Raw genomic sequence first — 20337 nt, 5'->3', positions numbered from 1 at the left:
GCGCAATGACGCAAGACACCTTCATTCAGACGTTGCCGACCGACCCGCTGATCGCCCCGGTGATCGAGGGGCTGTTCGGCGAGTATCGCCAGCGTTACGGCGACTATTTTGGTGACCAGGAACCGGAACCGCTGGACCTGTATGCACCGCCGCAAGGGGCCTTCATCGTGCTGCTGCGCGCCGGTGCGCCGATCGCCATGGGTGCCTTCAAACGCTATGACGCGCAAACCGCCGAGCTGAAGCGCATCTGGACCCGGGGCGATCTGCGCCGCCAGGGCCTGGCGCAGCGGGTGTTGCAGCAGTTGGAAACGCTGGCGCTGGCGCAGGGGTATCGCCGGCTCTACCTGACCACCGGCTTTCGCCAGCCCGAAGCGGTGGGCCTGTACCTGAGCAACGGTTATCAGCCGCAGTTCGATCCCACCGTTGACAGCGAGGTTTACAGCCACCCGCCCTACGATGGCCGCCTGCCGTTCCGCAAAAGCCTGATTGCAGAGGACGCGTGTTGTTGCGCGTCGGAAAGGAAAATCGCCTAAACCCCCTTTATCTGTAGTCAGGAGACATGACATGTCCAAACAAGAAGTCTTGAAAGTGGTGCCCGCCCGCTATCCGCTGCGGCTGATCGGCGCCCTGTTCTCGCTGTTTATTCTGGCCGCCATCGTGCAATCGGTAGCGGGCAACGCGCGCTGGGAATGGGGCGTGTTCGCCGAGTGGTTCTTCGCCCCGGCGGTGCTGGCCGGGCTGGGGCAAACTCTGCTGCTGACGCTGCTCGGCACGCTGTTCAGCATCCTGTTCGGCACCCTGCTGGCGCTGGCGCGGCTGTCGCGCTCTTACCTGTTGGCGTCACTAGCCTGGGGGTATATCTGGCTGTTTCGCTCGCTGCCGCTGATCCTGGTGCTGATCATCCTGTATAACTTTTCCTATCTGTACGACGCCATCTCGCTGGGCATTCCCTTTACCTCGGTGGTGTTCGCCAGCTACCCGACCATCGATATCCTCGGCCAGTTCGCCGTGGCGGTGCTGGGCCTGACGCTGGTACAGTCCGCCTATACCGCCGAGATCATCCGCGGCGGCATCCTGGGCGTGGATTACGGCCAGCACGAAGCGGCGGCGGCGCTGGGCCTGCCGGGCTATCGACGCACCTTCCGCATCATTCTGCCGCAGGCGCTGCGCTCCATTATTCCGACCGGATTCAACGAGATCATCAGTCTGGCGAAAGGCACTTCGATCGTTTATGTGCTGGCGCTGCCGGAGCTGTTTTACACCATCCAGGTGATCTATAACCGCACCCAGCAGGTGATACCGCTGCTGATGGTGGCCACCGTCTGGTATCTGTTCATCACCACCGCCCTGTCGGTGATCCAATACTACATCGAACGCTATTTCGCCCGGGGCGCGGTGCGCGAACTGCCGCCGACGCCCTGGCAGAAACTGGCCGGCTGGCTAAAACGTTAGGAGACCCGCATGTCTGAAGCCATTGATTATTACGCCTTGCCCGAGCAGCCGGCGCGCAACCTCACCCCGGTGCCGGCGCGCGGCCTGATCGAAATCAGCAATGTCAGCAAGTTTTTCGGCAAACACAAGGCGCTGGACGACGTCAGCCTGACGCTGCAGCCGGGCACCGTGACCGTGATCCTCGGCCCTTCCGGCTCGGGCAAATCGACGCTGCTGCGGGCGATCAACCACCTGGAGCGCGTGGACGAAGGCTTTATCCGCATCGACGGCGACTACGTCGGTTACCGCCGCAAGGGCAACCGGCTGTACGAGCTGAAGGAAAAGGCCATTCTCCGGCAGCGTATCAACGTCGGCTACGTGTTCCAAAACTTCAACCTGTTCCCGCACCTGACGGTGCTGGAAAACATCATCGAAGCGCCGGTGGTGCACAAAATTCACTCCCGCGAACGGGCGAAGGCGGTGGCCTATGAGCTGCTGGATACCGTCGGGCTGCGCCACAAGGCGGATGCCTACCCGCGCCACCTCTCCGGTGGCCAACAGCAGCGCATCGCCATCGCGCGCGCGCTGGCGCTGAACCCGAAGGTGATCCTGTTCGATGAGCCGACCTCCGCGCTCGATCCCGAGCTGGTCGGCGAAGTGCTGGACGTGATTAAGGGATTGGCGGATCTGGGCGTCACGCTGGTGGTCGTCACGCATGAAATCGGCTTTGCGCGCGAAGCGGCGGATCAGGTGGTGTTTATGGTCGACGGGCAGATCGTCGAACAGGGCGACGCCAGGCAGGTGCTGGCTCAGCCGCAGCACCCTCGCACCGTTAACTTCCTCAACAAAGTGCTGTGATCGTCGGGGCGCCGCGGCGCCCCACACCTGATCAGCTTACAGGCCGGCGAAACGCCGCTTCTCGGCGGCGAAATCCAGCGGACGGATCCCCTGCTGGTTTTTATCCTCTTCGGTCAGCAGCGCCGGCGGAATAAACCAGGTCACCTCAAACAGCAGCCCGTCCGGATCGTGGCCATAAATGCTTTTGTGCACGCCGTGATCCTCTTCCAGCCCGAGAATGCCGCGTTCGGCCAGCTGGTGACGAATGCGCTCCAGCTCTTCCAGGCTGTCCACTTCCCAGGCCAGATGGTACAGCCCGGCCGGTGGCTCATGCTCTGCCGGCGGCTCGTTGTTGGCGCGAAACACCCCGGCGCGCTGCTGGCCCAGATTCTTGCTGAACAGCGCCAAATCGTGATCGTTGTCCGAATCGGCGGCCTGGGTAAATACCGCCCGATCGGGGCTGTCGGACGGCTTCAGCTTGAAGCCCAATACCTGATGATAAAAGTCGGCGCTCTGCCGCACGTCGCTGACATACAGCACGGCGTGATTGAGACGTTTGATGCCCATCGATATTCCTTTTTCGCATTGAATGAAGTCAGCATGAACATAGCATGTGGGGGGAAAGCCGCTAAATGCCGTTATCGCATGACTAAATGCCGCCCGCGCAATCTGTCGCTGCAAGGCATTCCGCGCTATCATAAGCGCTGTATTGATCCCTTTTGTGAGAATAACGATGAACGGCAAGATAACGACTTTTTTTGAAGACAAAGGCTTCGGCTTTATTACCGACGAGAACGGAGAAAATCGTTATTTTCACGTGATTAAAGTGCAGAATCCGGAGCTGATTAAGAAAAACGCGGCGGTGACCTTCGAACCGACCAACAACACCAAAGGCCCGTCGGCTTATGCGGTCAAAGTGTTGGCGCCCAGCAAATACATCATCATCGCCAATGAAAGAATCAAGATCGCCAGCATCAAGTCTTTCAATACCTTCACCAAGGAAGTGCCGGTCAAAGCCGATGTGGATAAAGAGAACACCGTGCTGTCGGTCGGCCTGCTGATGAACCGCATTCGCCCGCAGTCCGAAGACCAGGCGCAGGCCATGCAAACGCTGCGCATGCTGACCATCACCACCTTCCAGAACACCACCCATACCTTCTCCGAGCACGAAATCGACATGGATGAAACCATCAAGGCGTTGAAAAGCCTGTAAGCCTCTGCGTACAGAAAATAACCAACGAAATTTGTCGTCGCCTGTGTTAGCGTGAGTTTTCACCTGACACAGGCTATTGATATGTCCGATTCCAGCAGCGTCAAAGGTTTTATCAACCGCTCCACCCAAATCGTCTGCCCTAAATGCGGCTATGTTACCCGGCAAAAATGCGCGGCAATGCTGCAAGACGTGATACTGATTTGCCCTAATTGCGAAACCCGCTTCGAGCCCAGGCAAGGCTGAAAACGGTTAGCGGAACAGAATATGCTCGACGCTGTTGCCGTTCACCACGTTGAACGACTCCACCCGATTACGCCCCTGCGATTTGGCGCGATACAGCGCGATATCCGCCATATTCATCAGTTGCTCCAGCGATTTCACTTCGTTCATCGCCAGGCTGGCGACGCCGACGCTGATGGTGATTTTCAGCGTCTGTTTGCCTTCCGCCTGCAGTTCCGCCTGCTCCACCAACCGGCGCAGATGCTCCCCCAGCGCCACGCCCTGCGCCGCCAGCGCGCGCGGCAGCATGATGGCGAACTCTTCCCCGCCCAAGCGGCCGAACAGCTGATCGTGCCGCAGCTCGCGCCGCACGATGTGCGCGAACGACGCCAACACCTGATCGCCGGCGCTGTGGCCGTGCGTATCGTTGATCTGCTTGAAATGATCGATGTCGATCAGCAGTAGCGACACCGCCTCTTTCGAGCGGTGCTTGTGCTCCAGCAGCTCGCCCGCTTTGCGCGTCATCGCGCTGCGCGCCAGCACCCCGGTCAGGAAATCGTGGTTGGCGCTGTGCTCCAGACGCCGCATCAGCTTGCGATTGGCGGCGATAGAGCTGGCGAGGATCAGCGGCCCCATCACCAGCATGGCGATGCCCAAGCGGGCGGACATCAGGGTGTCGAGGAAGGCGTTGTGATTGTTCGGCGTTTCATACAGCACCAGGTTGGCTGAAATGTTGCTGATCTCGGTCATGCCGGTCAACAGCGTCAACAGCGTCACGGGGAACAACTGGTAGCGCACTGCGCACCACAGCAGCGCCGGGATCGGGAAGGCGATGGCGCCCGGCCCGCCGATATAGACGCTGAACGCCAGCGACAGCAGTAGCGCCAATAGCGGCAGGCAGCCTTTCAGGCGCCAACGCACCTGCATGCGAAACAGCTGTTTCAACCGCGGCGCCGCCATCAGCACCGGCAACAGCAACAAGGTCGTCGAGAACTGCTCACTGAACCAGGCCAACCAGGCGACCACCACCGTATTGTTGTACAGGCTGTCGTTACGCAGCACCGACAGCGTCGACGCCACCGCCGCACCGGCCAGGCTGGCGCTGAACATATAGAGTATCGCCTGGGGTTTGCCCATGCGCCGTTGAGATTGCGGCAACATCAGCATGATGCCGTAACCGACGACGATCAGCGACATGTTGCAGGCGTTCAGCCACAGCGCCAAAGACCAGCCCTCGCCGGTGCTGAGATCGGCGGCAACCATGCCCAGGTAGGTCGTGAGCCAGCCGAGCGGCGTGGCGTAAGCGGGTTTGCGCAGCAGCAGGCCGAGCAAAATCGCATTCACCGGCCAAAATAAAGAAAGCGAGCCAATCGGCCGGCTAAGAATGCCCACCAGGGAAAGTAAAAAGGCCAGCATGAAAAGATTGATGAGCTGAACCGTAAGCGGCAGGCCATGCCTGGCGTTTATTCTGGCGTTCATCGCCTCGCCCATATTTTGCTAATAACCAGAATAATAATGTGCATACTCTCTCGCCCGGCCAGTGAGGGATAATCAACCCGGATTTCAACCAAAAAAGCCAGACAAATCAATAATAAAAAGCATTAACAATTAATTAACAGACTTTTCTTAACCTAATGTGGCGGCGGTGGACTCCCCCGCATACCGTCGGAAAATAATGCTCAGCTCTGCTGTCAGCATAGCGCATAGCGTAATAGGCCGCCGACCGACGTTAATTACATTAATAAGATTGTGGTTATTGCTCGTTGAATGATATTTGAATGACTACGCGATTATTTTCCTGCAACTGGGCCGCCTGTGCAATAACAACCCAAAAAAAGCCCGCATGAAGCGGGCTTGCTTGAACAACAGCAAATCGACAGTTACGACACGGCCATGCATTGCATGACCGTGCTGACGCGCAGTATAGCGGTGAAAGCTTAAGCAGACCTTAGCAACAAAAAACCCGGCCTAGGAACCGGGAATATTTGTACGAAATGCAGCGTTAGCCCAAGCAGGCTAATAACATTTCGTAAATTACACGCCAATTGTGCAGAGAAAATGAACGCGGCATCCGTTCAACCGCACCACCGTCCCATCTACACGATAGGTCTTACGCCAGTTTGGCGGCAAAGCCCGCTACGCGCTGGCCATAGAGCTTGGCGGTCGCCAGATCGCCCGACAACATCTCATCCACGCCGGCATCCGCCGGGGTCTGCACCAGCAGCCCCACCGAACCGCCCAGGTTATTGACGTCGGTGCGCTGCGCCGATTTGGTGTTGGCCGGCAGCAGCCCCAGACTGACCCACAGGCCGCCATGTTGCGAAGCCAGCGTCTGCAGCGCGATCAGCGTCACCTGCTTGTCGCCGTTCAGGCTGGCGCTGTTGGTAAAACCGCCGAACACTTTATCCTGCCACTTGCGGCCGAACCAGGCTTTGGAGCTGGCGTCGGCGAATTTCTTGAACTGCCAGGATGGGCCGCCCATATAGGTCGGCGAACCAAAGATGATGGCGTCCGCCTCATCCAGCGTCTGCCAGGCTTCGTCGCTGATATCGCCGTTCTGATCGATGGCGATCAGTTCCGCCCCGGCGCCTTCCGCCACCACTTTCGCCAAACGCTCGGTATGGCCGTAGCCGGAATGAAACACCACTACTGTCTTCGCCATAGAAATTCTCCACTCATTGCACAAAGGCGCCGACGGCGCCCCTCTCGCGTTCAATCTAATCAAGCGCACAGCGACTGAATACCGAATAAAACTGACGGTGTTATTCAAAAAAATCGCGTTACCCCGCCAGGCATGCTCAGATAAAAAAAATCCCGCACAAGGCGGGATAAACTTAACAGGGATGGGGTAATACACTACAGGGAATGGATAACACACAACATCATCGGGTAGAGCTACAGTACCAATCTCAATGTATAGAACTGTCATCCCCGCGTAAGTTTGCTCGGCCAGATGTAACGCCGAATGGGAAATATGACATTTTGCTCAACGCACCACGAACAGGCGCGACTCAAAGCCGCCGCTCTTGAAGGTGCCGGTATTGACCCACCCCGGCGGCGAACGGCCGAAGTCCTGATTGAAATCCCCGCCGCTGACCAGCCAGATCCGGCGATGGCCTTTCGATAAAACGCTGAGCTTATCGACGTAGGTCTGCGCCGCCCGATCGTGGAAAAAGGTACCGAAACCATAGGCATTGGGCTTACCCGAGATACCATTGGGCCTGGCCGGGGTATACAGCAAGGCGCGGTAGCCCTGCTTGTTGTAATACACATAGCTCAGGTAGTTGAACATGTTGCTGACCACCACCGCATCGTTAGGCTGATAGTGGCTGTTGATATAGTGCACCATCACCTTGAACTCATCTTTTTCGACCGGGTAGTCGTTACGTACGCCGTAGCCGAACAGCAGGCTGAAGAACAGTAGCAAAGAGATCCCGCGCACCCGGTTTTTCGTTCCGGCGATCAGCACGCCCAACACCAGCGGAATGCCGAGCGCGGCGGAATAAAGATAGCGATCGACAAACAGCGGCGAGCGCCAGGAAATGGCGAATACCAGCGTCACCGGGATCAGAATGCCGCAGAGCAGCAGCAGAGAGAATTTTCTCGGCATCTGGCGCCGCCACAGCAGCAGTGAACATAAAGCGACAAACATCGCCGGCAACAGCCAGAGAATGATCGTGGGATAGTTGCTGCCATCATGGCCGGTGAGAAAACGCCAGAACATCGCCGGCAGATCGCTCCAGGAAACCTGAGGGATCCAACCGACGTCGCCGCCGACCCTCAGCTCGGCGATATGCGCCAGCAGATTGAACAACACCAGCAGCCAGGGAATGTAGGCCACCCCGATCGCCGCATTGGCCAGCCACCATACCGGTCGCTTGATATAACACTCGCCTTCGCGGCGGCACGACAGCGCCAACACCACCAGCCAATGCGCGATCAGCGTGAAAATCGTGAAGTAATGGGTATAAAAGCTCAGCGTCATCAACAGCGCATACAGCGCCAGATAACGGCGGTTATCCGGCGTTTTCAGCCACTTCGCCAACGCCATGGCGGCGGCGATCGCCAGCAGCCCCATCAGCGCATACATGCGCGCCTCCTGGCTGTAGCGCACCGCCATCGGCATGATCGCCATCAGCCAGCCCGCGATCAGCGCCGCCCGTTCATTGGCCAGCCAACGGATAAAGCGCATCGCCAGCGCCACCGTCACCACGCCGAACACCAGGCTCAACGAGCGGGCCGCCAGAATGCCATCGCCAAACAGCACCATCCAGCCATGCAACAGCAGGTAATAAAGCGGCGGGTGAACATCGAAAGAAGCGTGATAGAGCAACGCGCCCACATCGTAACGGCTGGTCAGCACGCTGGAGGCTTCATCGCACCAAAAATACCTGTCGGTTAAGGATATAGACCGTACGAGCGCCGAAAACGCCACGATCACCAACGCATAATGTTTGTAATCGATGCCCTTTAAGCCGTTGTTGCTTAAAGAGACATTCGAAACCTGCTGCAGTGACATAACCGCATTCCGCCCAAGAGAACCACACAATGTGGAGACGCAGCGTCATCATTGCCGACGGCGGGTAAATGGCGGGTAAATCAGTGCGAAAAAGTCGGCGCAGTCCCCTTCAGGCCGCACGGCTCTCAGCGAATTTCAACGCTGATATCCGGGTAGGCCTTCTCGCCGTCACTGAGGTAATGCCCCAGCGCCCGATATGCCATCACGTACAGCACGGCGGCGGCGCACAGGCACAGCAAGGTCACGAGAAAGAATCTGGATTTGCGCACGATAGGCTCCATGGGGAAATTTTCGCCTATTGTAGCGCGACAAACTAAACGAAGGTTCAATTGGCGGCGGGTCGAGAGCCTCGCGCTCATTCAGAAAGACGGCAGCATAACGGCTAGAGTAATTCGACTTTCAAGCAAACGCCTTCTTTTCAAAGCGATTCATCTCTCATTGGTCAATATATCGCGATCCCAAAAAGGCTCATCACTGAAATTAGCAAGTAAAAAATCAATGAATGCGCGCATTTTCGCAGGCATGTTTTGTGATGAAGGAAAAACCGCATACATACCAATGGGAGGACGCATATGCTCACGTAATACAACTTCGAGCTCACCTTTTCTGATCGCCTCATGCGCGATGAAAGTGGGCAACATAGCGATCCCCAAACCCGCGATGGCGGCCTCACGAACAGCATCACCGTTGGAAAAACAGAGCCGCGATTTCACCATTGGCGTATGACCGCCAGCAAAGCGCCAATAATAACTTTCTTCAACGTTGCTATAGCGAATGCCCGGCAATGCCGCCAAGTCTTCCACTCTATTTGGACGACCGTACCGATCTAGCAAAGACGGGCTCGCGCAACAGACATGGCGAATGGTTGTGATCCGCCTGGCTACCAAGGAAGAGTCGCGCAATTTAGAAATCCTGATGGCGAGATCAAATCCATCACGAATGATGTCAACCATCTTGTCGTCGGCATCAAACTCCAGTGCCAGATTCGGATTCGCCTCGATAAATTGACCAACCACCCGGCTAAGGCAATGTACGGTCAGCGAAACGGGAGCTGCGATTCGCAACCGCCCTTGTAAATCGTTATGTCGCCCTCCAACGGCATTTTCAGCCTCATTCAACTCAGTCAGTATGCGTTTGGCTTGCTCATAAAACTTCAGCCCTGTGTCCGTCAGATGGATCTGTCGGGTGCTCCGGTTCAGCAGCGGGGCACCAAGCCGAATTTCCAAATCTCGTATGCGGCGACTGATCGCAGATTTAGCCAAGGCCAAGCGCTTTGAAGCCGCCGCAAAACCGCCAGCCTCAACAACAGCAATATAAGTTTTCAGTTCCTCAAAGCGATCGGCCATGCTTCCGCAACCTTTTCAATTCCAAATATGTCAATCACAATGATACGGCATCACTTAGCGACCGCTATTCCTCTCGAGGAACGGCATCGAGACGCACGCTTTCCGCCCCCCACGTCAGACGATGCCGAAAAATGTATTATGCGCAGGCGCTGCTGGATCCAGGGTAGCGCGATACTCTCTAACGGATGGAAGGCTCGTTCGAACGAATAAACTCCACGAACCCACTCAAGAATCCCTCCAAGCGAAGACGCGTCGACTCGTCGGTCAGATTGCCATCGACGTCGAATTGTTGGTTGGCGTGGGAAACGAGAAGCCGTCCGCCGAACCAAGGTCGGGTTCCAAGTGCTCGCAACACGGGTAGCCAAGCTTCCTGAGATAGGATTGTGCCAAATCCCCCCGGCGATGCACCAATCAAGGCGAAAGGTTTTCCGCCGAAAACGCGTCGTATATCGCTGTCTGGACGCGAAACCCAATCAATGGCGTTTTTGAATACCCCTGGAATACCATTATTGTACTCAGGGGTGGCAAGGAGCACGCCATCGGCTACCGCGATCGCCTCCTTCAATTCGACAACAGAAGCGGGAATGCCAGATTTAACTTCAACATCAGCATCATAAAGCGGTATCCCATTGATTCGACGAACATCCAGAGTCACGCTCTCGGGTGCCAATTGCACAGCAGCCTGAAGAAGTGAATGGTTAAAGGAAGCGCTGCGAAGACTTCCTGAAATTCCAATGATATGGGTCATGATCTACTCGCTTTTTGCAATGGAATGACTGTCGTTACTGCAGATGACAATGTTCGTTTGTGCTGACGGTTCTTTCTCCCCACAAAGGACAAACATTACCTCCTCTACAAAAATTAGAAAGCCTCAATAAAAGAACACTGTGTTCTCTTATTTAAGTACAGCGTTAGGACTGGGTGAATGACGAGGACTTAAACCCACCCAACTAAAGTTACGATCTACTCTCACAGCCCAAAAATGAGAACAATATGTTCTCCGGAATTGGGATTGTCGGGTCCGCTGTATCGACTTAGCATGATATCTCACAATTACATGACCCCAATTAAGATTGCTTTCATTGAAGGCGATGTTGAGATCCCTTCTTTGGCCTATCGCGATTGCGATGAGTCTAACCTAATCTGTAACGTGAAAGAGAGTTATCTAATGACCAGTGAATCTATCCGTGATCCTAAGGCTGACCACCTCCTGACCCCTGAGAACTGCGTGTTCATCGTGATCGACTATCAACCCATTCAGGTGAGTTCGATCCGTTCGATGGACCAAAAGGAATTGGTTTTCAACATCACCCATAGCATTAAAGCTGTGAAGAATTATAACGTACCTATTATTCATTCGGCGGTAAATATTGCGACGGGCTTAAACAAACCGCCAATTAAAGAGATCATGGCGCTACTCCCTAATGACCCCGTTATTGATCGTACGACGGTTAATGCCTGGGAAGACGTCGAATTCAAGCAGGCAGTGCAGGCAACTGGACGGCGGAAGTTGATCATGACGGCACTCTGGACCGAAGTCTGCCTGGCCTTCCCCGCTCTGGATGCACTCAGGGAAGGGTACGAGGTCTATGTCGTCGCCGACGCCATCGGCGGAACTTCAGTAGCGGCTCATGAGTTGGCTCTACGCCGCGTCGAACAAGCGGGTGGCAAACTGATTTCCAAGACACAGCTCTGGTGCGAGCTGCAGCGAGACTGGGCTCGCCAAGAGACCGTTCCTGGTTTCATGGACGTATTCGAGAACTGGGACGGCTTTAATCCAGAGAAAGATTTCAAAGGCTAAAATGCGGTTGGCAAATTGCTGGTTGAAGAATCCTCTGGCGGTCGTGTCAACACTGTCCGGCCTGCCAACCATACTCGGCAATTCAGCGCACCATATTGGAAAAGACAAGAGAATTGTCTTAGCAGAAGATTGATTATTGAAGGGAACGGCACACTTCAGCGTGCCGTTCCCGGAATAAGGGGAGACCATGTCAAACGTCTACAAGAAAATCGCTAACATAAAAGAAGCGCAGGCTGCTAGCCTCGCGAAACCGGCCACGTTCAGCAGCCCTTTGGCTCTCCTGCTGGACCTTCTGAAAAAACCCGCGGATCTCGAGCATGTCCGCCAATTTACGGCGGACAATTTCATCTATGTTTCACTCAATTATGAACATCCGGAACTAAAAGCCATCATGCCTTGGGCAGGGACGACAGCAGGAACCGAAGGCTTGGTCCAGACCTTCAAGGATGTGAACGCCTACTGGTCTACACTGGCATTCGAATTACAGGACACTTTTGAGAATGCCGACGGTGCTGCCGTCTTCGGTTATTTTACTTATCGCTCTACTGTTTTGGATAAGACTGTCACCTCCCCCCTCTCGATTTTGGCTCGCGCCAAGGGCGGTAAGTTAACTTTCGTACAGTTCATGGAAGATACCTTCGCCACAGTACGAAGTTTTCGCGAGAGTGGAACCTACCATATCAAAGCCGATCCCAGTGGTTCGACAGTGGAAATTTGATACAGGGAGAGCGATATAACGATTGAGGATATAACCTGATTAAAAACTATATCCTCAGTCACATCATTGCATCATCAAAAACAACCAGCGAACACAGGACGTTTTTCAATCGGATTGTTTTTGTCAGAAATAATTAGCCATACTTCCAGAGTCATATAATACATTTAAAACACTAGCAACAAAAGAAAATATATTTATTACACTACCCAGCCAGAGTTTTAAAAAGCAGTGAGTGGTAAATAGGAATGCCGTCAACAGTTGATGATCGATAATTAACAAACTTGAGGTATCATGACAATGCAGAAAAAAGACTTATCTTCCTGGTTCGCCAAAGGGGGGGCTATTGCTTATTTCATCTGGGCTCTTCTACATTTTCAAGCTGCCTGGGGAGTTTATAAATTAGGCGATAGCATGCCACCAGGAATGGCAAGTGGGCGAGTAGAACAAGATGCATGGAATTTATTTTGCTTTGCACTTTGCGCTGCCTTGACGTCTATTTTCTTGAATTGGCGCAATGACATAAGAGGATGGTGGATAAATTTAGCCGTTGTCAGCGCCACTGATATTGGCTTTATTATTTACATTCTAATTCCTGGTTACACGCCTATTTGGCCAGGGATTTTAGGGCCTCTTTTTTGGGCGGTTGGATTTATTTTTTCAACCTGCGCACTTGTTTTATCATATAAAGAAACAATGCGCTAAGCATGATAACATCACAAAGGGCAGCATATGCTAAGCCCTTTAATCCAACTTCCTTAAAAAACAAACTCAATTGCAATAATTAGATTTAAAATAAATTAATTAAAAAAAACGCATAATCAATTGAAAATATGACTCAGGCATATCATGAAAGAAAACACTTGCTTTCAAAAAAAAATCACCACAGAGATCATGAGTTGGATAGAAAACAACCTTGAACATCGCATCAGTCTTGCAGACATTTCCAAGGTATCAGGCTATTCAAACTGGCACTTTCAAAGGTTATTCAAGAAACATACGGGAAAAAACCTTGGTGACTATATTCTTGAAAGAAAATTAAAAAAATCTTATAACTTGCTTTCTACAACAAAATTATCCGTATTTGCTGTTTCTTGTGCTGTAGGATTCAAGACTCAACAATCCTTTATTAGGAGCTTCAAAAAATGCTATGGCATCTCTCCCGGAAAAATAAAAATGAAGCACAATGACAAAAAATAATATAACAAGTTAATCATCATGGGAAAATTCTTCCCATTCATATCGTGTACTGAGTTAATCCTTCTCTCGTCTAAATGATCGGGTGTCTAAGTAGAGTCAGGTCGAAAAATCACGAAATAAAATACTGACATTATTCTTGTCATACTTGAGATAAGAGTTAGGCCTCTCTACGCGTCGCTTATTTAGGACATCTGTACGTCATATACCTGATAACAATATCCCAATACAATAAAATAAGAAGTGCTATCAATAAATGCGAGCAGACATAGGAATAATCGAGAACTTGCAGAAATACGGAGGATTTATGGACTGTAGTAGACATCAGGAGAAGTGTTAATGGCACGCCCTATAGGATTCGAACCTATGACCTACGGCTTAGAAGGCCGTTGCTCTATCCAACTGAGCTAAGGGCGCATTGAGATGCGGCAACCTGCGGCTGCGGGTTGCGATTATACGGTCAGAGGTTAGCGAGTCAATGCCTTTTCATGACGTTACGGCGGCGGCCGTGCTTTATGGCGTTTTTTCCACCAGCGCCCGCGCGGTGAGGGTTCTCGTCAACGGGCGCCGTTACGCTGAGCCAGCCCGGCGCCTACGTAAATCGGCGCGTGCTCACGCCCTTGCCGCCCGTTGTCCCGCCGCTGGCAGAGGCGAGCAGACATAACCACTGCGGCAATGTCCCCCCAATCGGCATGCTCAATCACCCGTGTGTTGCAAGTCGCCGCCACGTTTTCAACCCATGCGGCGTCAGGGCGTGCGCTGTTTAAAGAAGCCTGGCTCCCCGATGCCCAAACCAGCAACAGCGTGCAGCCTGCCCAAGCGCAGCCCTTCATACGCATAACTTCCGCCACAGCGCATTCAGGCGTGCCCGCCACAACGGCGCCGCCTCATGCTTGCCGAGCTGATGCAGCGCGGTGAGTTGCTCACTGTCCGCCGGATGCAGCGAAGAATCGAACACCGTCTCCCCCACATGTTTAGGCTGCGCCGGTTGCTCGCCAGGCTGGTGATGCAACGGATAAAGCCGGGTTATCGCTCTCATGATCCTGCCCTCTTTCGCCCTGTGTATGGCCCCAGCGTATGCAAATGCCGGTAAAAATGGCGTAGAGGTTCCTGAAGCCGGCATAAAAAAAGCGTAAATCGGCCTCGGCAACGGCGGCGAGGGTGATTCTGCGCCTGACAGCGCGCTCAGCTTCTGACAGAATAGCGGCATCCCCGCTTTTCTTAATTGATGGATTTCCACACTGATGTCAGCAAAGATTATTGATGGTAAAACGATTGCGCAGCAGGTTAGAAACGAAGTGGCTGAGCAAGTGAAACAACGTCTGGCGGCCGGCAAACGCGCCCCAGGCCTGGCGGTTGTGCTGGTCGGCGAGAACCCGGCCTCGCAAATTTACGTCGCCAGCAAGCGCCGCGCCTGCGATGAAGTCGGCTTCCTCTCCCGCTCCTACGACCTGCCCGCTGCCACCAGTGAAGCCGAGCTGCTGGCGTTGATCGACCAGTTGAACGCCGATGAGGAAATCGACGGCATTCTGGTGCAGCTGCCGTTGCCGGCCGGCATCGATAACGTCAAGGTGCTGGAGCGCATCCATCCGGATAAAGACGTCGACGGCTTCCACCCCTACAACGTCGGCCGCCTGTGCCAGCGCGCACCCAAGCTGCGCCCATGCACGCCGCGCGGCATCGTCACCCTGCTGGAGCGTTATAACATCGATACCTACGGCCTGAACGCCGTGGTGGTCGGCGCGTCCAACATCGTCGGCCGCCCGATGAGCATGGAGCTGCTGCTGGCCGGCTGCACCACCACCGTTACCCACCGCTTCACCAAGAATCTGCGTCATCACGTCGAGAACGCCGATCTGCTGGTGGTGGCGGTCGGCAAACCGGGCTTCATTCCGGGCGACTGGATCAAACCGGGCGCCATCGTAGTGGACGTCGGCATCAACCGCTTGGAAAGCGGTAAAGTGGTGGGCGATGTCGATTTCGACGCCGCCAGCGAGCGCGCCGCCTACATCACCCCGGTGCCGGGTGGCGTTGGCCCGATGACCGTGGCTACACTGATCCAAAATACCTTGCAGGCCTGCGAGGAATATCACGACGTTCAACCTAAATAAGTAAGGCAGTATGGAAATTTTCAATCTGGACAATCATCCCCACGTCGAACTGTGCGATCTGCTGAAGTTCCAGGGCTGGTGTGAAAGCGGCGGCGCCGCCAAAGAAGTCATCGCCGAAGGGCTGGTGAAAGTCGACGGCAAGGTCGAAACCCGCAAGCGCTGCAAGATCGTCGCCGATCAGGTGGTGGAGTTCAACGGCGGCAAGGTCATGGTTAAACCCTAACCTGCAGCCATAGAAAAAGGCGCTGAATTCAGCGCCTTTTTTGTTTTCACTTCGGCCGGCTTACTTACGGCGCCAGGTGGTGCCCTGCGGCCCGTCTTCCAGCACGATGTTCATCTCGTTCAAGCGATCGCGAGCGGCGTCCGCCAGCGCCCAGTCCTTGGCGGCACGCGCTTCGTTACGCTGTTTGATCAGCGCTTCGATCTCCGCCACTTCGCCGTCGTCAACCTGTGCGCCCCCTTGCAGGAACTGCTCCGGCTCTTGCTGCAGCAGGCCGAGCACTTTCGCCAGCTTGCGCAGCTCCGCCGCCATGCCGTTGGCCGCCGCCATGTCTTCGCTCTTCAGGCGGTTAACTTCGCGCGCCAGATCGAACAGCGCCGAGTAGGCTTCCGGAGTGTTGAAGTCGTCGTCCATCGCTTCGCGGAAGCGAGCTTCGAACGCTTCGCCGCCGGCCGGCGCGGCATCGGCGTCGGTGCCGCGCAGCGCGGTATAGAGGCGCTCCAGCGCGGTGCGCGCCTGCTTAAGGTTCTCTTCGCTGTAGTTCAGCTGGCTGCGATAGTGCCCGGACATCAGGAAGTAACGCACCGTCTCCGCATCGTAATGGCCGAGCACGTCGCGAATGGTGAAGAAGTTATCCAGCGATTTGGACATCTTCTCTTTGTCGATCATCACCATGCCGGAGTGCATCCAGTAATTGACGTACGGGCCGTCGTGGGCGCAGCTTGACTGCGCGATCTCGTTCTCGTGGTGCGGGAACATCAGATCGGAACCGCCGCCGTGGATATCGAAGTGGGTGCCCAGCTGTTTGCAGTTCATGGCGGAGCATTCGATGTGCCAGCCCGGACGGCCCGGCCCCCACGGCGACTGCCAGCTCGGCTCGCCCGGCTTGGACATTTTCCACAGCACGAAGTCCATCGGGTTACGCTTCACGTCGTCGATCTCCACGCGCGCGCCGGCCTGCAGCTGCTCCAGATCCTGGCGCGACAGCAGGCCGTACTGCGGATCGCTGTCGATGGAGAACATCACGTCGCCGTTGCTGGCCACATAGGCGTGATCACGATCGATAAGGCGCTGCGTGATCTCGATGATCTCGGCGATGTGCTGGGTCGCGCGCGGTTCGCTGTCCGGGCGATCGATCAGCAGCGCGTCGAAGTCGGCATGCATTTCCGCCAGCATGCGTTCGGTCAGCTGGTCGCAGGTCTCATGATTTTCCGCCGCGCGGCGAATGATTTTGTCGTCTACGTCGGTGACGTTGCGCACGTAGTTCAGCGAATAGCCGAGATAGCGCAGATAACGCGCCACTACGTCGAAAGCGACAAAGGTACGACCGTGGCCGATGTGACACAGGTCATAGATGGTTACCCCGCACACGTACATGCCCACTTTCCCGGCATGAATGGGTTTGAATTCCTCTTTTTGACGACTCAGGGTATTAAAAATCTTTAGCATCGGGAGATTCCGTGGTGTGCGTGATAACAAAAAAGATAACCGGGCTTCAGGTTTTACGCCCGGTAGCGTATTGAAACCTGAAGCCTGATCTATTGCAAGGTTAAGGCCAAGCTTTGCTGACTTCACGCGAATAAAATGCGCGAAATTCGCCGGCCGGCGCAATTGTTATAATATAACACAAGTGCAATTACCACAGACAGTGCGCGGTTGAGCCGCTGCTGACTCGCTGGGGCGGATATGTTATAAGGGCGGTCTGAATGTTCACTCGCGTTACGTGACGTCTCACTTCACCTTGTTAGGATTAAAACTATGGTTACTTTCCACACCAATCACGGCGATATCGTTATCAAGACCTTTGCTGACAAAGCGCCGGTTACCGTTGAAAACTTCCTGAACTACTGCCGCGCCGGTTTCTACGACAACACCATCTTCCACCGTGTGATCAACGGCTTCATGATCCAGGGCGGCGGTTTCGAGCCGGGCATGAACCAGAAAGCGACCAACGCGACCATCAAGAACGAAGCCAACAACGGTTTGAAAAACACCATCGGCACCCTGGCAATGGCGCGCACCAACGATCCGCACTCCGCCACCGCACAGTTCTTCATCAACGTGGCCGACAACGACTTCCTGAACTTCCGCGGCGAAAACGTGCAGGGCTGGGGCTACTGCGTGTTCGCTGAAGTAGTTGAAGGCATGGACGTGGTCAACAAGATCAAAGGCGTGAAAACCGGCCGCAGCGGCATGCACCAGGACGTACCGGTAGAAGACGTCGTCATCAACAGCGTGACCGTCAGCGAGTAATCGCGGCTGCATGAGTACGCTGTTCATCGCAGATCTGCACTTGTGCGCACAGGAACCGGCAATCACTGCCGGTTTTCTGCGTTTTTTACGGCGCGAAGCGGTGCACGCCGACGCGCTGTACATCCTCGGCGACCTGTTTGAGGCCTGGATCGGCGACGACGATCCCGAGCCGCTGCACGCGGAGATCGCCGCGGCGCTCAAAGCGCTGCAACAGGCCGGCGTGCCCTGCTATTTCATCCACGGCAACCGCGATTTTCTGCTCGGCAAGCGCTTCGCCCGCGCCAGCGGCATGCAGCTGCTGCCGGAAGAAAAAGTGCTGGAGCTGTACGGCCGCAGGATCCTGATCCTGCACGGCGACACCCTGTGCACCGACGATCAAGCCTATCAGCAATTCCGCCGTAAAGTGCACAACCCGCTGATTCAAAAATTGTTCCTCGCGCTGCCGCTGCGCTGGCGACTGAAGATCGCCGCCAACATGCGCGCCCGCAGCCAGCAATCCAACCAGTACAAGTCGGAAGCCATCATGGACGTCAACCCGCAGGCGGTCGAGCAAACGATGCTGCGCCACGACGTGCACTGGATGATCCACGGCCATACCCATCGTCCGGCGGTGCACCGGCTGGCGTTGAGCAACGGCGAAGCCCATCGCGCGGTGCTGGGCGCCTGGCACGTCGAAGGATCGATGATCAAAGTCAGCGCCGACGCCGTCGAGCTGATCCAATTCCCATTCTGAGTTCCGCGCAGGCGCGCGAGTGAAAATTCGCGCTTTCGCCGGTGAAAACCGGCGACGCAACCGTTTTCCTCGCCGTGCGCTCATGGTATGCTCTACGCCCTCATTCGGCCCTCAGCCGACGCCAGACAAATCACAGGAGCCTTACACCCATGGGAGCCAACGCCGCTTCAGCCGCCAATGCCGGGGCTAAAATCGCAATTGTAATGGGATCGAAAAGTGACTGGGCCACCATGCAGTTCGCCGCCGAAGTCCTGACCCAACTCGATGTCCCCTTCCATGTCGAAGTCGTTTCCGCTCACCGCACGCCGGACAAGCTGTTCAGCTTCGCCGAGCAGGCTGCCGCCAACGGCTTTGACGTGATCATCGCCGGCGCCGGCGGTGCGGCTCATCTGCCGGGCATGCTGGCGGCGAAAACCCTGGTGCCGGTGCTGGGCGTGCCGGTGCAAAGCGCCGCGCTGAGCGGCGTAGACAGCCTCTACTCCATCGTACAGATGCCACGCGGCATCCCGGTGGGGACGCTGGCGATCGGCAAAGCCGGCGCCGCCAACGCAGGGCTGCTGGCGATGCAGATCCTGGCGCTGCACGACGCCGCGCTGGCGCAGCGTTTGGCAGACTGGCGTCAGGCGCAGACTGAAGACGTTTTGAACCACCCCGATCCGCGGGAGGACGCATGAAGCCGGTTTGCGTACTGGGCAACGGCCAGCTGGGGCGCATGCTGCGCCAGGCCGGCGAACCGCTGGGCATCGCCGTCTACCCTGTCGGCATCGATGCCGAACCCGAGGCGGTGCCGTATCAGAACAGCGTCATTACCGCCGAGATCGAACGCTGGCCGGAAACCGCGCTGACGCGCGAACTGGCGACCCACAACGCCTTCGTCAACCGCGACATCTTCCCGCGTCTGGCCGATCGCCTGACGCAAAAACAGCTGCTCGACCAGCTCGGCCTGGCGACCGCGCCGTGGCAATTGCTGGCGGGCGCCGCCGAATGGCCGCAGGTGTTCGCTTCGCTGGGCGAGCTGGCGATCGTCAAACGCCGGGTCGGCGGTTATGACGGCCGCGGCCAGTGGCGCTTGCGCCCGGGCCAGGAAGCCGAACTGCCGGCCGACGCCTATGGCGAGTGCATCGTCGAGCAAGGCATCAATTTCTCCGGCGAAGTATCGCTGGTGGGCGCGCGCGGCCACGACGGCCGTTCGGTCTTCTACCCGCTGACCCATAACCTGCATGAAGACGGCATCCTGCGCGCCAGCGTGGCGCTGCCGCAGCCCAACCCGGCGCTGCAGCAACAGGCCGAGCAGATGCTGGCGGCGATCCTGAACGAGCTGAACTACGTCGGCGTGATGGCGATGGAGTGCTTTATCGTCGGCAATCGGCTGCTGATCAACGAACTGGCGCCGCGCGTGCACAACAGCGGCCACTGGACGCAAAACGGCGCGTCCATCAGTCAGTTCGAGCTGCACCTGCGCGCCATCCTCGGCCTGCCGCTGCCGCAGCCAGTGGTGAGCACGCCATCGGTGATGGTCAACCTGATCGGCACCGCCGTCAACGAACAGTGGCTGTCGCTGCCGCTGGTGCACCTGCACTGGTATGAGAAAGAGGTGCGCCCTGGCCGCAAGGTCGGCCACCTCAATCTGAACGACCCGAACACCGCCGATCTGCGCCAGGCGCTGCAAGCGCTGGCACCGCTGCTGCCGGGCGAATACCAAAGCGGGCTGGCCTGGGCACAGCAGAAGCTGGCCTAAAGCG

The 20337-nt window shown here is 56.0% G+C and carries 24 protein-coding genes and 1 tRNA gene; 15 read left to right on the top strand and 10 right to left on the bottom strand.

Annotation, left to right across the window (positions count from 1 at the left end; all coding sequences use genetic code 11):
• Positions 1-5: 5 nt before the first annotated feature.
• The 3 genes from WFM45_RS01435 to WFM45_RS01425 are packed head-to-tail and all read left to right on the top strand — an operon-like array spanning position 6 to position 2289.
• Positions 6-533: a GNAT family N-acetyltransferase gene (locus WFM45_RS01435; RefSeq protein ID WP_004940037.1), complete on the top strand. Its 528-nt coding sequence runs from the start codon at positions 6-8 to the stop codon at positions 531-533.
• A gap of 31 nt (positions 534-564) precedes the next feature.
• Entirely contained in the window at positions 565-1452 is an 888-nt protein-coding gene (locus WFM45_RS01430; protein ID WP_004940038.1) for an amino acid ABC transporter permease, read from the top strand.
• 9 nt (positions 1453-1461) lie between these two features.
• Positions 1462-2289, top strand: a complete 828-nt coding sequence (locus WFM45_RS01425) for an amino acid ABC transporter ATP-binding protein (RefSeq protein WP_085058561.1) — start codon at positions 1462-1464, stop codon at positions 2287-2289.
• Positions 2290-2325: 36 nt separating this feature from the next.
• Here the strand turns inward: WFM45_RS01425 and WFM45_RS01420 are convergent, their stop codons facing one another.
• A complete protein-coding gene (locus tag WFM45_RS01420; protein WP_004940041.1) occupies positions 2326-2835 on the bottom strand; it encodes a VOC family protein in 510 nt (169 codons plus the stop codon).
• A 166-nt stretch (positions 2836-3001) separates the two neighbouring features.
• Here WFM45_RS01420 and WFM45_RS01415 point away from each other — a divergent pair, with 166 nt between their 5' ends.
• Positions 3002-3481 (top strand): cold-shock protein, encoded by a 480-nt coding sequence (locus WFM45_RS01415; RefSeq protein WP_015376922.1) that lies wholly within the window; start codon positions 3002-3004, stop codon positions 3479-3481.
• Between the two features lie 81 nt (positions 3482-3562).
• On the top strand, positions 3563-3724 hold the full coding sequence (locus WFM45_RS01410) for a YnfU family zinc-binding protein (protein ID WP_015376921.1): 162 nt from the start codon (positions 3563-3565) through the stop codon (positions 3722-3724).
• A 6-nt stretch (positions 3725-3730) separates the two neighbouring features.
• Here WFM45_RS01410 and WFM45_RS01405 read toward each other — a convergent pair whose 3' ends face one another.
• From WFM45_RS01405 to WFM45_RS01380, 6 genes are all read right to left on the bottom strand, one after another.
• Positions 3731-5179, bottom strand: coding sequence for a GGDEF domain-containing protein (locus WFM45_RS01405; protein WP_033634141.1), 1449 nt, complete (start codon positions 5177-5179; stop codon positions 3731-3733).
• A gap of 631 nt (positions 5180-5810) precedes the next feature.
• Positions 5811-6362, bottom strand: coding sequence for a flavodoxin family protein (locus WFM45_RS01400; protein ID WP_004940045.1), 552 nt, complete (start codon positions 6360-6362; stop codon positions 5811-5813).
• Between the two features lie 324 nt (positions 6363-6686).
• Complete coding sequence (locus WFM45_RS01395; RefSeq protein ID WP_336954205.1) at positions 6687-8219, bottom strand: glycosyltransferase family 39 protein; 1533 nt, start codon at positions 8217-8219, stop codon at positions 6687-6689.
• A gap of 125 nt (positions 8220-8344) precedes the next feature.
• A complete protein-coding gene (locus tag WFM45_RS01390) occupies positions 8345-8488 on the bottom strand; it encodes a hypothetical protein (protein WP_015376917.1) in 144 nt (47 codons plus the stop codon).
• 159 nt (positions 8489-8647) lie between these two features.
• Positions 8648-9565, bottom strand: a complete 918-nt coding sequence (locus WFM45_RS01385; RefSeq protein WP_033633946.1) for a LysR family transcriptional regulator — start codon at positions 9563-9565, stop codon at positions 8648-8650.
• A 178-nt stretch (positions 9566-9743) separates the two neighbouring features.
• Positions 9744-10313, bottom strand: a complete 570-nt coding sequence (locus WFM45_RS01380) for an NADPH-dependent FMN reductase (protein WP_033633947.1) — start codon at positions 10311-10313, stop codon at positions 9744-9746.
• A 420-nt stretch (positions 10314-10733) separates the two neighbouring features.
• Here WFM45_RS01380 and WFM45_RS01375 point away from each other — a divergent pair, with 420 nt between their 5' ends.
• The 4 genes from WFM45_RS01375 (at position 10734) to WFM45_RS01360 (ending at position 13281) form a co-directional block, all read left to right on the top strand.
• The gene (locus WFM45_RS01375; RefSeq protein WP_033634142.1) at positions 10734-11366 is read left to right on the top strand and encodes a hydrolase; all 633 of its coding nucleotides are present in this window, start codon (positions 10734-10736) and stop codon (positions 11364-11366) included.
• A gap of 187 nt (positions 11367-11553) precedes the next feature.
• The gene (locus tag WFM45_RS01370; RefSeq protein WP_206189062.1) at positions 11554-12084 is read left to right on the top strand and encodes a nuclear transport factor 2 family protein; all 531 of its coding nucleotides are present in this window, start codon (positions 11554-11556) and stop codon (positions 12082-12084) included.
• 297 nt (positions 12085-12381) lie between these two features.
• Positions 12382-12786 carry a hypothetical protein gene (locus tag WFM45_RS01365; RefSeq protein ID WP_164095847.1) on the top strand — a complete coding sequence of 135 codons (405 nt, stop codon included), beginning with the start codon at positions 12382-12384 and terminating at the stop codon, positions 12784-12786.
• Positions 12787-12930: 144 nt separating this feature from the next.
• Positions 12931-13281, top strand: coding sequence for a helix-turn-helix domain-containing protein (locus WFM45_RS01360; RefSeq protein WP_075201918.1), 351 nt, complete (start codon positions 12931-12933; stop codon positions 13279-13281).
• Positions 13282-13618: 337 nt separating this feature from the next.
• Here WFM45_RS01360 and WFM45_RS01355 read toward each other — a convergent pair.
• Both WFM45_RS01355 and WFM45_RS01350 read right to left on the bottom strand, forming a co-directional pair.
• Positions 13619-13695: transfer RNA gene (locus WFM45_RS01355), tRNA-Arg, on the bottom strand.
• A gap of 412 nt (positions 13696-14107) precedes the next feature.
• Positions 14108-14317, bottom strand: coding sequence for a hypothetical protein (locus WFM45_RS01350; protein WP_015376915.1), 210 nt, complete (start codon positions 14315-14317; stop codon positions 14108-14110).
• 205 nt (positions 14318-14522) lie between these two features.
• Between WFM45_RS01350 and folD the strand changes: the two genes are divergently transcribed.
• A complete protein-coding gene (gene folD, locus WFM45_RS01345) occupies positions 14523-15389 on the top strand; it encodes a bifunctional methylenetetrahydrofolate dehydrogenase/methenyltetrahydrofolate cyclohydrolase FolD (RefSeq protein ID WP_004940177.1) in 867 nt (288 codons plus the stop codon).
• 10 nt (positions 15390-15399) lie between these two features.
• A complete protein-coding gene (gene ybcJ, locus WFM45_RS01340) occupies positions 15400-15612 on the top strand; it encodes a ribosome-associated protein YbcJ (protein ID WP_015376914.1) in 213 nt (70 codons plus the stop codon).
• A 60-nt stretch (positions 15613-15672) separates the two neighbouring features.
• On the opposite strand, the gene cysS is transcribed toward ybcJ, so the two are convergent.
• Positions 15673-17058, bottom strand: a complete 1386-nt coding sequence (cysS, locus tag WFM45_RS01335; protein ID WP_048322372.1) for a cysteine--tRNA ligase — start codon at positions 17056-17058, stop codon at positions 15673-15675.
• A gap of 309 nt (positions 17059-17367) precedes the next feature.
• Here cysS and ppiB point away from each other — a divergent pair, with 309 nt between their 5' ends.
• The 4 genes from ppiB to purK all read left to right on the top strand — a co-directional run bounded on the left by ppiB (position 17368) and on the right by purK (position 20333).
• Positions 17368-17862, top strand: a complete 495-nt coding sequence (ppiB, locus tag WFM45_RS01330) for a peptidylprolyl isomerase B (protein ID WP_004940183.1) — start codon at positions 17368-17370, stop codon at positions 17860-17862.
• Between the two features lie 10 nt (positions 17863-17872).
• Positions 17873-18595: a UDP-2,3-diacylglucosamine diphosphatase gene (locus WFM45_RS01325; protein WP_015376912.1), complete on the top strand. Its 723-nt coding sequence runs from the start codon at positions 17873-17875 to the stop codon at positions 18593-18595.
• Between the two features lie 149 nt (positions 18596-18744).
• Positions 18745-19269: a 5-(carboxyamino)imidazole ribonucleotide mutase gene (gene purE, locus WFM45_RS01320; protein ID WP_004940188.1), complete on the top strand. Its 525-nt coding sequence runs from the start codon at positions 18745-18747 to the stop codon at positions 19267-19269.
• Positions 19266-20333: a 5-(carboxyamino)imidazole ribonucleotide synthase gene (gene purK, locus WFM45_RS01315; RefSeq protein WP_235363143.1), complete on the top strand. Its 1068-nt coding sequence runs from the start codon at positions 19266-19268 to the stop codon at positions 20331-20333. The genes purE and purK overlap by 4 nt, the downstream gene beginning before the upstream one ends.
• The last annotated feature ends 4 nt before the right edge of the window (positions 20334-20337 follow it).

Source organism: Serratia sp. KG1D (genome assembly GCF_037150675.1).
Taxonomy (GTDB): Bacteria; Pseudomonadota; Gammaproteobacteria; order Enterobacterales; family Enterobacteriaceae; genus Serratia; species Serratia nematodiphila.
Note: the sequence above shows the minus strand (reverse complement) of the source record. Positions and strands in the feature narration are given on the sequence as shown.